We start from the raw sequence: 13,403 nt of genomic DNA, 5'->3' as shown, positions 1-13,403 counted from the left end.
TTGCGATGACATCCTTCAGTGCATGGTTTTCCATCGCGAGCTCGGCATACATGCGTTTGAGCTTGCTGTGCTCGGTCTCCAGGTCGCGAAGGCGCTGCACATCAGCGGCCTCCATGCCACCGTACTTAGACTTCCAGATGTAATACGTCGCATCGGAAATACCCAGCTCTCGGCACACATCCTTGACCTGGCGGCCGCCCTCCACCTACTTCAGCGTGGCGACAATCTGGCTCTCGGTGAACTTGCTCTTGCGCATGGTTGGTCTCCTTGGTGGCTAGTGTGCCGGAGACCTCTAACTATGGATGGATCAATTTTACGGGGAGTCGACACCTTCATCGCCTGATTCCTCGTGATCCACGGGGCCCATGCGGGGCGAAGTCTCTACTTTACGTTGGCACGGTTTTCGGGGGTGGGTCACGGGGTGGGTCAGGCAATCGATACAACCACCAACGACCACATCGATCACTCGGCGGCTTTCCACCCATCCGCTTCGCAATGGCACAATTACAAACTACCTCTACTTCTCAGTGACTCGAAGAAACGAGGACGCTTCAACGCTTCATACGTACTCGGACATAGCGCCAGAGTAGAAGAGGCCGTTGAGACCAAGCTCAAGAAAAGTGAAGAAGTCACTGACCAATAGAGCTTTTTGCATCTGAGCAAAATTGCCAAGCAAAGAAGCTCGCAACCGCTCCTGCAGAAGTAAATAAAGCATCAACATGCAATCAGAAGGAATGTTGCGCCACTCCCTTGTCGCGGATCCGCTCTAGTACAACAATTTATCTATCAATCCACGCGACGATTCCCGCCAAGTTAACGTCCGGATATTCGTCGGCACCTTCCATCCGTTCGCTACACCGCGTTCAATCTCAGCTACCAACGCATCTGCATCCCCTATGGGGAAGTAGCTTGCCTCCTCGCCCGCGATCTCCTTGAAAACCGCAAGATCGCTGAGCAACAGTGGCTTGCCGCGACTACCAGCCTCAACCAGCGGCAGACCAAACCCTTCCGCAACCGATGCCTGGACCAAGACGTCCGCTCTATCCATCAGGTGGTGAAGGTCGGTATCTGACACTCCCTGCAACCAGAAAAGTCGCGTACCCAATTGCGGATGCGCCTGAAGTTTCTGCGCAAGCTCTTCGACGTTCCATCCATGTTTGCCAACGATGGCCAGTGCAGCATTACCACCACGCGCCCACACTTTTTCGAAGGCTGCCAGAATGGTCGCGTAGTCCTTGCGCGGCTCGACTGTGCCAACTGCCAAGACTAGCGGCTTGGCCTCCAGCCCTTCCAGCAAAGACGCAATCGCCTCTGACGCCTGGCCGACGATCTGCCCGGACTCCAGATCGCTGCCCAGGTGCATCGCGCGCGTCCATGGTCTTGCCACCAGATGCGCGGGCCGCTCGTCTAGGAAACGCTCAAGATCCTGCCGTGTCGCCTCGGAAATGCAGATAAACCCATCTGCGGTGGCGGCAGCATGCTCAAGCCATCCCCGGAACACCGGCGGCATGACGGGATCGCAGGTATGCGGCACTAGCAAGGGAATAAGATCGTAGACCATCCAAACCACCTCCCCACCAGCAGCAGCCACCTGGGTGTGCAGGGCATCAAACCGCTCGGGACTCCACCACGATGAGTCGAGCATCAGCAGCAGGTCATTCGGCTTCACCGTGACTCGCATGCCTGCGTTAGCGGTCTCAATGGGCATACCTAAGCGATTGGCGGCGTAATCACTGGCATACAGGATGCCGTGCTCGGTCCAATAGACAGGCTGGACTTCAACCCCCACATCGTCAGCGAGCGCATGCAATCCTGCACAATAATTGCGGACGACGCGCTGAATGCCGCTACGTGCATCCAGGCGTACCACCTCACTAATATCAACCAGGATGCGGCGTCGACCGCATGCAGCAGCCGCAGCCAACCCTTGTTCCAGATGACCCACTGCATCGGGGGCATCAATCAGGAGCCCCGACCAGGCATCAATGTCTTCCTGCGTTATCCGCACACGATCAAAACCACCGGCTTTGCCAAACCGAGGTTGCACCGCCTTGGCATCGTCTGCCAGAGCTCGCAGCGCCGCAAATGCGGTTTCAGCGCATGACTTCCAATTGTAAGTCCAAGCATGTGCCTTGACGCCGGAAACCAACACCTCACGGAAGGTCGCATCTTCTAAGGCGGCTTCAAGCAGTGATGCAGCCGCGTCGATGTCATGCGGGTCGAACAGGCAACGCGGATCGTGCACGACTTCAGGCAGACTGCCAGTGTTGGCGCTTAGAACAGGCGCGCCAAATGCCATCGCCTCAAGTACAGGAAGACCAAAGCCCTCATAAAAGGAGGGGAAATAGAACACTCGGCAAGCCTGGTACAGCGTAACCAACTCAACATCGTCGACACGGCCAAGCACGCGTACCCGCGAGGCGAGATGAGAAAAGGACCCAGCAAGTGCCTCTTTGACATCCGTACCGACTTGGGTGAGTACCAGCAGATACTTTTTCTGGAGGCTACGCGGCAGTCGTGCAAAAGCCTCGAGCGCACCCAAGGTGTTCTTGCGCCAGTCACCATTGCCAACCATGAGCACGAAGGGCGCGTCGATGCCGCGCCGCATGAGTATTGCCTCATCCACCGGCAAGCCTGCCTGCGCAATAGCCAACATTCCCGGATCAAGCCCGGCATTGATCACGTGAATCTTTTCCGGAGAAATATCAAGCTTTTCGATTAGGTCCACTCGGGTTGCTTGGGAGATCGACAGGAAACAATCGAACCTACTGAAACTCTCGCATTTACGCGGATACCAATCAGCCATGAAAGGATGGGGCGTCAGGTAGCGCTCCGGATACAGCAGTGGTATCACATCGTATGCAATGACGGCCGTCTTCGGCAGCGGATCCGCTGCCCAATCGATCCCGGTTGTGTAGCTGCCACCAGTTTCAAAGTAACTAGTATGCAGAAATGCATCTAGCCCTAAGGACTCAAAGAATCTGCCACGGAGGCGCGCGGCACTTTGCATGCGCAGCGCGTCATGATCGACGAAAGCGCTTGCAGGGTAATGCATCACTGTCGTTGCCGTACGCACACACTGATGACGCAGGCGCGAACGCGCCTGGCGCAGGCGCATAGGGTCAGCACCATCCAGCGCCAACAGAATTTCGTCGTCCTGGCGCTGACGCACCATCTCAGCAACTAAGTTGTCAGCATACCTGCCGATCCCGCGGTCGCGCGAATCAGTCAGGCACGCCTGCATATCGATAGCAAGACGCACCGTATTCCCCTACTCAGTCTTCAGATTGAAAGTCGACGCATATCCGCATCTACCATCATCGTGATCAGCTGTTCAAGGGATGTTTTGGGCTTCCAACCGAGCTTTTCCATCGCCTTACCGGGGTTTCCGAGCAGTACGTCGACCTCGGCTGGACGGAAAAATTTCTCATCGATCACCAGGTGGTCATCCATATTCAAGCCCACGTGGCCGAAGGCAATCTTGCACATGTCGCGCACCGTCGTAGTGAGGCCGGTAGCAACCACATAATCACCGCCTTCTGCCTGCTGGGTCATCAGCCACATCGCCTCGACGTAGTCACCGGCAAAGCCCCAGTCACGCTTTGAATCGATGTTGCCCAGGCGCAGTTCCCGCTGCTTGCCCAGCTTGATACGGGCCACAGCGTCGGTCACCTTGCGGGTCACGAACTCAATTCCGCGCAACGGGGACTCATGGTTGAACAGGATGCCGCTCGAAGCGTGCATTCCGAAGCTTTCTCGATAGTTCACGGTCGCCCAGTGCGCCATTAACTTCGCCACGCCATAGGGACTGCGTGGATAGAAGGGCGTCGACTCGCTCTGCATCTCGGCTTGGATCAAGCCGAACATCTCACTGGTAGATGCTTGGTAGAAGTGGGCCTTGTCATTGACGATGCGCACTGCTTCGAGCACGTTGAGCGCACCGACCCCATCAACTTGAGCCGTCAGAATCGGCTGTTGCCAAGACGAGCCGACAAAGCTCTGAGCACCAAGGTTGTAAACCTCGTCAGCCTTGGAGGCATGCATGGCACGGATGAGTGACGACAGATCCGTAAGATCGCCATCAAGCAAGACGACGTCATCGGCGATGTCCAGTTCGCGTAGGCGCCACAGCGTATCGCTGCTGCGGCGGGCAAGAATGCCGTGTACCTTGTAGCCTTTGGACAGTAAAAGCCGAGAGAGGTAGGCGCCGTCCTGGCCGGTAATGCCAGTGATCAGGGCATTCTTACTCATTGAATTTTCCTTGCATGTTCGAGAATTTCGGAAAGCGTTGATTGTATGTCGAAAGCCTGCATCCAGCCGGTATCACGCTGGAGTTTTGCCGGACTGGCCACCATACGCCTCTGTTCGGCGGGACGCATCTTGGCGGAATCTTGGCGCACTTCCGCCTCGACGCCGGTGAGACGGCACATTTCAATGAGCAAATCGCGGACGCGGCGCTCTACGCCCGAAGCAACAATGTAGGTTTCACCGGACCTGCCGCGCGTCAGCAGAGCTGCATAAGCCGAGACGATATCGCGCACGTCACTGAAATCGCGCGTCGTATCGATATCCCCCGCCTCTATCACCGCAGCCTGCCGCCCCTCGGCAATGGCGACCACCTGCCGGGCAAGCGAAGAAAGCACGAAACGATCTCCCTGGCCAGCGCCTACGTGATTGAAAGGGCGCGCGATCACCACGTCGAGCTTCTCGCTTCGATGCCATTGCATGCAGAGCTGTTCAGCGGCACATTTGCTGACGGCATATGGACTGCGAGGTTCCGGCAGAAGGGTCTCATCTACAGGGAGATCGCTCTCAGGAACGCGTCCGTAAATATCTCCCGAGCTGACATATAGGAACCGTCCGGAGAAGCCTTTCCGCGCAAGCGCCTGAAGCAGATGCAGGGTCCCGATCAAATTGATCTGCAGCGTCTCCTCAGGATCGTCGAATGACTGGGGTACGAAACTCTGTGCAGCAAGGTGCACTACGGCGTCAGGACAAACATCGCCTAGCGCACTCTCGATTGCAGCCCTATCGCGTAAATCAGTACCGGCTGGCAATGGTAGGGCCTCGAAATTACCAAACTGTCCCCGCCCCACCGCGTCTAGCAGATGCTTTCCGACAAACCCGCCGGCACCAGTCACAAGAAGTTTTTTACAGACCTCATTCATGCGAAACCTCCCCACGATGGGCAATGATCGCGTAATCGGGAGCGACGTGCGTACGAGCAAGCAAGGTGTTGATCGAGGATGATCCAGGTAGGTCGTCGGACAGCAAGGCTGGAGCACTCAACTCGCGCTCTTCACTGAGACGCTCGATCCTTGCATCCGGATAACCACGCGCCTCAACCACCCAACGCAGCATCTCTGGCGGAAGCGGATTGCGATGGGTCGGGTCCATGTAGAAATAGATTGTCGCCACATCCAGGTTTTCAGGATTCGGAGTTTCGAGGATCAACACGCCGCCGGGCCGCAGTACGTGATGACATGCGTCAATGAATTCCACAACGCGCTCGAACGGCAGGTGCTCGACTAGGTGCATCGACGTGATCGCGGCAACACTGCCTGCAGGCATAGCTCGCAGCACCTCGATCGCGTCTCCCTCGATCACCTCAAGACCTCGCACAGCCGCGTCCCTGACAAAACGGGAATTAAGATCGATTCCGCGCGCGTGCAACCCTTCGTCACTCAGCAACGCAAGCCATTCCCCACGACCGCAGCCAACGTCAACCACTGGAGCCTCTAGAGTTCCCGCGCCGCACTCGCGAACAAGTTGCAAGTAGGGACGGGCGCGCGCCTGAATCAGAGATTCGGGGCCACGGAAGCGATCTTCGAACGCGGAATACAGCGCGTCCAACTGTGGCACAAGAGCGGCACGGCGCGTCTCCTCCTCGAGTAGTCGGCTTTCACGCTTGTCCAGGCGTGAAAGCTTCTTCTCGATTGCCTCGATCCTGCTGCCAGCCTCGAGCACTACCTCATTGACATGTCGCCCCAATCGATGGGCCTCGCGTGCGCTGCGCACCTCCAGCCACTCCAATCGACTTACGTGGTGTCCGAGACGGAGCAGCGCATGGGCCCATGAGAGGATAGGGCCAACCAGAGGCTTGCGTTTCCAGCGGTGCAGTAACCACGCTAGGCGCAATCTACGCACTGGAACGCCGACGGCCATGCCCTCAGGTGAAAACCGCAACGAAGCGATGATGTCTAACTTGGTCTGGTCACCTCGGCGCATCGCCTCTATGTTGTTAAGGAACCCGGCCGAGTCCGGTGGACGACGCAGCAGCACACGATAGGCGTTGGTCACGAAGTCGGCGTCGTCCTGAGCAAGCAGATCACCCAGCTCATAGACTTCTCGCGGTGCCGTTGCGGGTTCGGCCGCAGTCCATATCTCGAAATTTTCCGGCCAGACTAGAGAGTCGACGCCAGTTACGCCCGTTGCTTTTCTTTTTAGCACGACTGCGTTGATCTTCCGCAGGATCTCGGCCACGCTCATTTCTGTCAGCACCGGTGAGTGTGGGGTAACGATTTTAGACTGAGGAGTCATGGCAAGCGCCCCCCCGTGGGATTTCGATCGACAGTACCGGCGGAATCCAAGCCGTCCCAACGAAGGTGTCGTGACGTATATTGGCGACATTGAAAACCAAGGCCAAATCACGCCAATGGTAATTCTCGACCAAATGGGTTTCGGCACTAGCTAACGCCACGGAGACGGAATAAGTTCCAGGGCCTAGATTCATCGGGAAGCGCGCTTTGGCGATCAATTGGTCCCCAGCCTGCAGCCGCTCTTGAGTCTGACCAGTGTGGTGGGTATTCGTGCCAAACACGGACTGACCCAGCCTATCTTTGATCATGTAACCGAGGACGAGACGGTTGATTGGCTCATTAACGCAAATTTTGCAACGCAGGGTCACCGTATCGCCTACGCCAATGTACTCAACTGGATTTCCAGTTTCGTCGAGCAGTTGGATCGAATCAAAGACCGCCTCGCCAGTACCGGACTCGGTCGCTGTACGGCCATCCTCGGTACTTGCCGTCCTGACGCTCGCGTTCTCTTTTTCGGCAATCAGCGCATTGTAGTAATCCATGACTTCCTGCGGATCGCCGTCTTTGATCAGCCGCCCCCCTTCGATCAACAGCGCGCGATCGCATAAGGCCTGGATTGCACCGGCATCATGGGACACGATCAGAAGCGTCGTTCCAGCCTCCCGGAATTCACGTATCCGCTTGAAGCACTTGTGTACGAAGTACGAGTCTCCCACTGATAGCGCTTCGTCAACGATCAGCGTTTCTGGCCGCACGGCAGTCGCCACGCTGAAAGCCACGCGCATTTGCATGCCGCTGGAGTAGGCACGTATCGGCTGGTCGAAGTAATCGCCAATTTCGGCAAATTCTTCGATCGACTCGAGCATCGATTCGATCTCGTGGCCCGCCGCCCCCATCAAGCCGAGAGCATGACGGGAGTTCTCGCGACCGGTGAGCTCTGCATTGAAACCGAGCCCAAGCTCTAGAAGCGCCGAGATGCGACCAATGGCCACCACAGAGCCTTCGTTGGGGCGGACCGTGCCGGTGATGATCTTGAGCAACGTGCTCTTGCCTGCGCCGTTCTGCCCGACGAGGCCGACAGCTTCGCCACGCCCTATCCGAAATGAGATATGACGCAACACCCAGTGTTCGGACTGCGGCTTGACAGGAATGCCGAACCAACTGGCAAAGCGTTGTAACTCGCTACGATAATTTCGGTAGCACTTACCCACACCATCGACGACCAGTACGGAATTGCTCATAGGGCATCAACCATCTCGGCGGAGGCGCGCCGAAAAACGAAGAACGAAAGGGCCAGCGCCACCAAAGCAACCACGGCCGGATAGACGAGTGAATTCTGCGGCGCGCGACCGTAAAGGAAGATATCGTGGTACCCCGTCGCCAATGCTGCGACGGGATTATATCGCAGGATCCCTTGAAACTCCTCAGGGACAACCTGTGCGGGATAAGCAATCGGCGTCATCCAGAACCAGAACTGCATCACTACCGCCATAATCTGTCCGATATCGCGTGCGAACACATTCAGCGTACCAAGAAGCAGGCCGATCCCGGTCGCCAGTGCTACGTTAATCGACAACAATAACGGCAACCAGACCAGCGCCGGCGTCAGCGAAATGCCCAAGATCGGCACAAGCACCAAGATGACTGCGAGCAAGGCAACGTTGGTTACCATTGCCGAACCTACCGCGACTAACGGCAGACTGATTCTTGGGAACTGCATCTTTTTCAGTAGCGAGCCGTTGTCGATAAAGACTGTGAGGCAACGCTGCACGATCTCGGCAAACGCGGACCAACACAACAGACCAGAAAGCAGATAGACCGCGAAAGCGAAGTGGTTTTCGACGCCTGGAAGCTTGGCGGCCAAGACGTTCGACAGCACGATCGCGAAAATCAATGCCTGTGCCAATGGTTGCAAAACGATCCAAAGTGTACCCAGTTTGCTACGCGCAAGCCTGGAGCGGAAATCATTGGCGATCGACGAAGCGATGAAGCCCCTGTAGCGCCATGCGGCCGCAAATAATGATGACATAAGGTACCTCAATCGGGTTAAGAGTGTAGCGCCAGGCTAGCGGCGAGCTGGCGAACGCGAACATCGATGGCGCGAGCCGCATACTGCGGCGAGAGGAGCGCCCTTACGGATTCTGCTGCCATTTGACCAAGTTTCTGTGCTCGAACTGGGTCATCGGCTAGCGTTCGCATGAACACGGCTGCCTCTTCAACGCTGGGCTCGGCCCAGACATCGCCGTGTTCGTGTGGATATTCACCTTCGCGCACAGGCGCCAACCGATATCCCACCAACATGGCATTGCCAGTCTCCATGAAATCCAGATTTCCGGACCAAGCTGTCGCAATGACGGGCTTTCCCATTGCCATGCATTCCGCCAGCCCCAAACCGAAGCCCTCCGCCCGATGCAGCGAAACATACGCGTCGCAGCAACGCTGCAAGGCATGAACGTGAGCGCGATCGATCAGCTCATCGCGTACGACAATCCGCGAGTCGGCGGCTGCCTCGTTGAGCAGGCGCCGAAACGAATCTGGATGCCGATGCCCATTGCTGGACTTAACTAACAACCGCACATCGTCGCGTTCTTTTGGAAAAGCACGCTTGAACGCTGCGATCGCGCCATAGGGATTCTTGCGCTCGATCCAAGAATTAAAGTCGAAGGTTATTAAAAAGATAAACTTGTTTTCTTCAATTCCAAAATCTGCACGTTGCAGACCGCTGTCACCAATGGCTGAAAGCGGCTGCGGCACGCGCAGGATCGGCTTGTCAGTGACTTTGGAGAACGCGTTTTCGATGAAGCGCGTAGCGACCATGATTTCGTCGACCAAGGCAATGGCAGGAAGCCATGCGTTAGGGACACGCTCAAGTTCCCAGAACCAGCAGGCGATGAGATGCTTTCCTGTGAGACGCTCGACGCCAACGAGCTCAAGCGCCGACTTTAGATAATCAGGATTTACAAAAATGATGCTGACCGGATGAGGCAGATCATCCCCGATCCAAGTATCCAAGCTATGGTCATCCCAACCGTGCGGCAAACCAAGATCGATGTCGAACAACCGCACAGGTACCCCAGCCTCGATCAGCGCACGCGCGTACAGACGCAGGCTCTCACCCAGGCCGAATTGTCCACGTACATAGCCAAGAATATTGACTCCCGGACCGAGGGTCGCTGGCGTCGGCGCGACTGGGCCAGCGACCGCTGAGGGCAACGGAGCATCCCATGCGGGCGTACGCGCGAAACGCGCACTTTCGGCAGAAGGCACTGACAGCAGCCGAGCTGCGCCCACGCGCCAGGTGAGAGGCAACTTCCGATACAGCATGCCCAGCCCGCTGCGCTGCTTGATCCAAGCTGACAGGTTGAGCAAGAGCAGACCCTTTGGCCCGCGCCGGCGAAGGTCATTCACCGGCGGAATTCCAACTGCGGCCTGATCATGTCAGAGCCAGCTCCAGGTCTTGCTGCAAATCCCCCAAATCCTCAATCCCCACGCTCAGCCGCACCAACGCATCGCTGATACCGAGCTGGTTGCGGCGGGCAACCGGAATGGAGGCATGCGTCATGACGGCAGGATGGTTCACCAGGCTTTCCACGCCACCAAGCGATTCGGCGAGGGTGAACAGTTCGGTCTTTTCGCAGAAACGCTTGGCTGCGTCGAAACCGCCCTTGAGCACAATGGAGACGATGCCGCCGAAGCCGGACATCTGGCGTTTTGCGAGCGCGTGCTGCGGGTGCGAGGCCAGGCCGGGGTAAATCACTTTTTCAATGGCGGGGTGCGTTTCCAGCCATTGCGCAAGCGCCAGGGCGTTGTCGCAGTGCGCGCGCATGCGCAGCGGCAGGGTCTTGAGACCGCGCAAGGCGAGGAAGCTGTCGAACGGACCCTGGACGCCACCGATGGAGTTCTGAAGGAAGGCCATTTGCTCCGCGAGTTCGGCGTTGTCGCCGACCGCGGCAATGCCGCCGACCATGTCCGAGTGGCCGTTGAGATACTTGGTGGCCGAGTGCACGACGATGTCCGCACCCAGGCTGAGCGGGCGCTGCAACATCGGGGAAGCAAAGGTGTTGTCGACCACGATCAGCAGGCCGTGCTTGCGCGCGATTGCGGCAATGGCGGCGATGTCGACCAGCTTGAGCATCGGGTTGGTCGGGGTTTCGATCCACACCATCTTGGTGTCGGGGCGGATCGCAGCCTCAAACGCGGATGGGTCAGTCAGGTCGACAAAGCTGAAATCCAGGCCGGCGGTGCGGCGACGCACACGCTCGAACAGGCGGAAGGTGCCGCCGTACAAGTCGTCCATCGCCACAACGTGGCTGTCGGCGTCCAGCAATTCCATCACCGTGGAAGTCGCCGCCATGCCGGAGGCGAACGCGAATGCACGCGTGCCGCCTTCCAGCGCGGCAACGCACCGCTCGTAGGCGAAGCGTGTGGGGTTGTGGGTGCGCGAATATTCGAAGCCCTGGTGCTCGCCAGGACTGGATTGCGCGTAGGTGGACGTCGCGTAGATCGGCGGCATCACTGCGCCGGTGCTCGGATCTGGCGACTGCCCTCCATGGATCGCCAGCGTTGCAAGCGACAGCGCGCGCGCGCCGTCATGGCTATGAGTGGTGCGATTGGACATGGAGGTTCCCGAAAAAGTGGGCGATTGTAACAAGCAGGTCTGAATGGCCCATGCCGCGCATCTCATCCGAGCGCGCGGCGGTGCGGGGTCACTGCACGCGGCGGCGCAGGTAATTGAGCAGGTCGATGCGGGTGATCAGGCCGAGAAACTGGTTGCCGTCCATGACGATGGCGACTTGGCCGCGGTCGAACACCGGCAGCAGCGCTTCGATCGGCGATGCGACGTCCAGACGATCCAGCTTGCTGACCATGGCAGTGGAAATCGGGTCGCGGAAGCGCGCCTCGTCGCCATACACATGCAGCAGCACGTCGCTCTCGTCGACGATGCCGACCAATTCGCCATCGTCGATCACCGGCAACTGCGACACGTCGTACAACTTCATCCGCTGGTAGGCGGTGGTCAGCAGATCCTTTGGGCCCACCACCACGGTGTCGCGCTTGTTGTACGGGCGCAGGATCAGGTCGCGCAGATCGCCGTGTTGCGGGCGCTCCAGGAAGCCGTTGTCGAGCATCCAGTAGTCGTTGTACATCTTGGACAGGTACTTGTTGCCGGTATCGCAGACGAACACCAGCACGCGCTTGGGCGTGGTCTGCTCGCGGCAGTACTTCAGCGCCGCAGCCAGCAGGGTGCCGGTGGACGAGCCACCGAGGATGCCCTCTTTGGCCAGCAATTCGCGTGCGGTGTGGAAGCTTTCCGCATCACTGATGGAATAGGCCTTTCTGACGCGCGAGAAGTCGGAGATATCTGGCAAAAAGTCTTCGCCGATGCCTTCGACCAGCCAGCTGCCGGACTTTTCGCTGACCGTACCTTCTTCGATGTACTGGGTCAGGATCGAGCCGACCGGGTCGGCCAGCACCAGTTCGGTGTGCGGCGAGGCACTAGCGAAGGCGCGCGATAGGCCGGTCATGGTGCCGGAGCTGCCGCAGCCGAACACGATGGCGTCCAGTTGGCCATCCATCTGCGCCAGGATCTCCGGGCCGGTGCCGAATTCGTGCGCGGCCGGGTTGTCCGGGTTGCCGAACTGGTTGATGAAGTAGGCCCCCGGCGTTTCGGCAGCAATCTTGGCGGCCAGGTCCTGGTAGTACTCCGGGTGGCCCTTGGCCACATCCGAGCGGGTCAACACCACGTTGGCGCCCATGGCCTTGAGATTGAAGATCTTCTCGCGGCTCATCTTGTCCGGCACCACCAGGATCAGCTGGTAGCCCTTCTGCTGCGCAACCAGGGCCAGGCCCAGACCCGTGTTGCCGGCAGTACCCTCCACCAGAGTAGCGCCTGGCTTGAGATCGCCGCGCTGTTCGGCCGCTTCGATCATCGACAGACCGATGCGGTCCTTGATCGATCCGCCAGGATTATTCGCCTCCAGCTTGAGGAACAGCTCGCAGACGCCGGTGTCTAGGCGCTGGGCCTTGACGATCGGCGTGTTGCCAATCAGTTCGAGTACGGAGGAATGAATCGCCATCGGGATATCGTCGCTGCGCCACGCGGGCTAGGCCGGTCATTATCCGACGAACAGCTGGGGAATGCTCATTCAGCCTTGAAACGATTGCGCGGACCTATGAACGAGCAGGCTCAGCCGCTGCAAGAATGCGCCACAAGCCCGAAGGCACAGCGGCACAAACAAAGACGCGGACGGTGGCAAGCCGACGAGGAGGCCGCCACCGCCCGCGACGGTGAACTTGTTCTAACGGTGGGGAAGGATCAGTGCGTCAGCTGGTCGTACATGCGAGTGAGCTTTTCTTTGGCCTGCAACTTCTCGCGCTTCATCTGGCCCAAGGTCACGTCGTCGATCGGGAGCACCCCGAGTTCGGCATCCATGCATTTCTTGTTCAATAGCTTGTGGCGTTGGTAGAGCTGCTTGAACTGGGGATCGGACTTCATCAATGCGTCGATTTCGGTCTGCGGTTGCCCTTCGAACATGACGTTACCTCCTTCACTGAAACAAGAACGCCCCGGCCAGCAAAGGCACGGGGCGCAGCTTGGGGATGGAAGACCAACGCGTTGCACAGGCCGACACACGGGCGGAACCACCAACAACCACTCCACCGTTTTGCGTCGTTGCGTGCCTCTGCATCACTGGCCCGGTCCTCCGTACTTCCCGGGCAGCGGAGTTGCTGCCCGGAGATACGACCCTACGCCGGTCGCGGAGGGGGTTCAAGACCGAAACGGCCGCATTTGCCCTTCCTTGGCGCAATCAGTGACCGCGGTTCAACCACGCGTCATGCCCGGGTTAAAAGGCTTTAACTTCC

At 58.3% G+C, this 13,403-nt stretch carries 11 protein-coding genes; all 11 read right to left on the bottom strand.

All coding sequences use genetic code 11. The features are described from left to right. On the bottom strand, positions 1-205 hold a 205-nt coding region (locus NX05_RS17000; RefSeq protein WP_253956536.1), incomplete at its 3' end, for a transposase. Between the two features lie 561 nt (positions 206-766). After that, positions 767-3,262, bottom strand: a complete 2,496-nt coding sequence (locus NX05_RS16995) for a glycosyltransferase family 4 protein (protein ID WP_230597563.1) — start codon at positions 3,260-3,262, stop codon at positions 767-769. Positions 3,263-3,282: 20 nt separating this feature from the next. Further along, a complete protein-coding gene (gmd, locus tag NX05_RS16990; RefSeq protein WP_010371836.1) occupies positions 3,283-4,251 on the bottom strand; it encodes a GDP-mannose 4,6-dehydratase in 969 nt (322 codons plus the stop codon). Then, the gene (locus NX05_RS16985) at positions 4,248-5,168 is read right to left on the bottom strand and encodes a GDP-mannose 4,6-dehydratase (RefSeq protein ID WP_039431079.1); all 921 of its coding nucleotides are present in this window, start codon (positions 5,166-5,168) and stop codon (positions 4,248-4,250) included. The genes gmd and NX05_RS16985 overlap by 4 nt, the downstream gene beginning before the upstream one ends. Then, positions 5,161-6,489 carry a class I SAM-dependent methyltransferase gene (locus NX05_RS16980; protein ID WP_039431081.1) on the bottom strand — a complete coding sequence of 443 codons (1,329 nt, stop codon included), beginning with the start codon at positions 6,487-6,489 and terminating at the stop codon, positions 5,161-5,163. Before NX05_RS16980 ends, NX05_RS16985 begins: the two co-directional genes overlap by 8 nt. A 34-nt stretch (positions 6,490-6,523) precedes the next feature. Continuing rightward, on the bottom strand, positions 6,524-7,780 hold the full coding sequence (locus NX05_RS16975; protein ID WP_039431083.1) for an ABC transporter ATP-binding protein: 1,257 nt from the start codon (positions 7,778-7,780) through the stop codon (positions 6,524-6,526). After that, positions 7,777-8,568, bottom strand: a complete 792-nt coding sequence (locus NX05_RS16970) for an ABC transporter permease (RefSeq protein ID WP_010371848.1) — start codon at positions 8,566-8,568, stop codon at positions 7,777-7,779. The genes NX05_RS16975 and NX05_RS16970 overlap by 4 nt, the downstream gene beginning before the upstream one ends. 17 nt (positions 8,569-8,585) lie before the next feature. Then, a complete protein-coding gene (locus NX05_RS16965) occupies positions 8,586-9,947 on the bottom strand; it encodes a glycosyltransferase family 4 protein (protein ID WP_039431084.1) in 1,362 nt (453 codons plus the stop codon). A gap of 25 nt (positions 9,948-9,972) precedes the next feature. Then, on the bottom strand, positions 9,973-11,157 hold the full coding sequence (locus NX05_RS16960; protein WP_039431085.1) for a cystathionine gamma-synthase: 1,185 nt from the start codon (positions 11,155-11,157) through the stop codon (positions 9,973-9,975). 88 nt (positions 11,158-11,245) lie between these two features. Next, positions 11,246-12,616 carry a pyridoxal-phosphate dependent enzyme gene (locus tag NX05_RS16955; RefSeq protein WP_010371860.1) on the bottom strand — a complete coding sequence of 457 codons (1,371 nt, stop codon included), beginning with the start codon at positions 12,614-12,616 and terminating at the stop codon, positions 11,246-11,248. Positions 12,617-12,855: 239 nt separating this feature from the next. Continuing rightward, positions 12,856-13,074: an HP1242/YdcH family protein gene (locus NX05_RS16950; RefSeq protein WP_003484103.1), complete on the bottom strand. Its 219-nt coding sequence runs from the start codon at positions 13,072-13,074 to the stop codon at positions 12,856-12,858. Positions 13,075-13,403 lie beyond the last annotated feature (329 nt).

Origin of the sequence: Xanthomonas vasicola (assembly GCF_000772705.2) — a bacterium.
Classification (GTDB): Bacteria; Pseudomonadota; Gammaproteobacteria; order Xanthomonadales; family Xanthomonadaceae; genus Xanthomonas; species Xanthomonas vasicola.
The sequence above is the reverse complement of the archived record's forward strand: the minus strand, read 5'-3'. Positions and strand labels throughout refer to the sequence as shown.

Bases quoted from the DNA above. Each gene is read 5' to 3' on its own strand.
- NX05_RS16975 (WP_039431083.1), bottom strand. From the start codon at position 7,780: ATGAGCAATTCCGTACTGGTCGTCGATGGTGTGGGTAAGTGCTACCGA.
- NX05_RS16960 (WP_039431085.1), bottom strand. From the start codon at position 11,157: ATGTCCAATCGCACCACTCATAGCCATGACGGCGCGCGCGCGCTGTCG.
- NX05_RS16980 (WP_039431081.1), bottom strand. From the start codon at position 6,489: ATGAGCGTGGCCGAGATCCTGCGGAAGATCAACGCAGTCGTGCTAAAA.
- NX05_RS16950 (WP_003484103.1), bottom strand. From the start codon at position 13,074: ATGTTCGAAGGGCAACCGCAGACCGAAATCGACGCATTGATGAAGTCC.
- NX05_RS16985 (WP_039431079.1), bottom strand. From the start codon at position 5,168: ATGAATGAGGTCTGTAAAAAACTTCTTGTGACTGGTGCCGGCGGGTTT.
- gmd (WP_010371836.1), bottom strand. From the start codon at position 4,251: ATGAGTAAGAATGCCCTGATCACTGGCATTACCGGCCAGGACGGCGCC.
- NX05_RS16955 (WP_010371860.1), bottom strand. From the start codon at position 12,616: ATGGCGATTCATTCCTCCGTACTCGAACTGATTGGCAACACGCCGATC.
- NX05_RS16970 (WP_010371848.1), bottom strand. From the start codon at position 8,568: ATGTCATCATTATTTGCGGCCGCATGGCGCTACAGGGGCTTCATCGCT.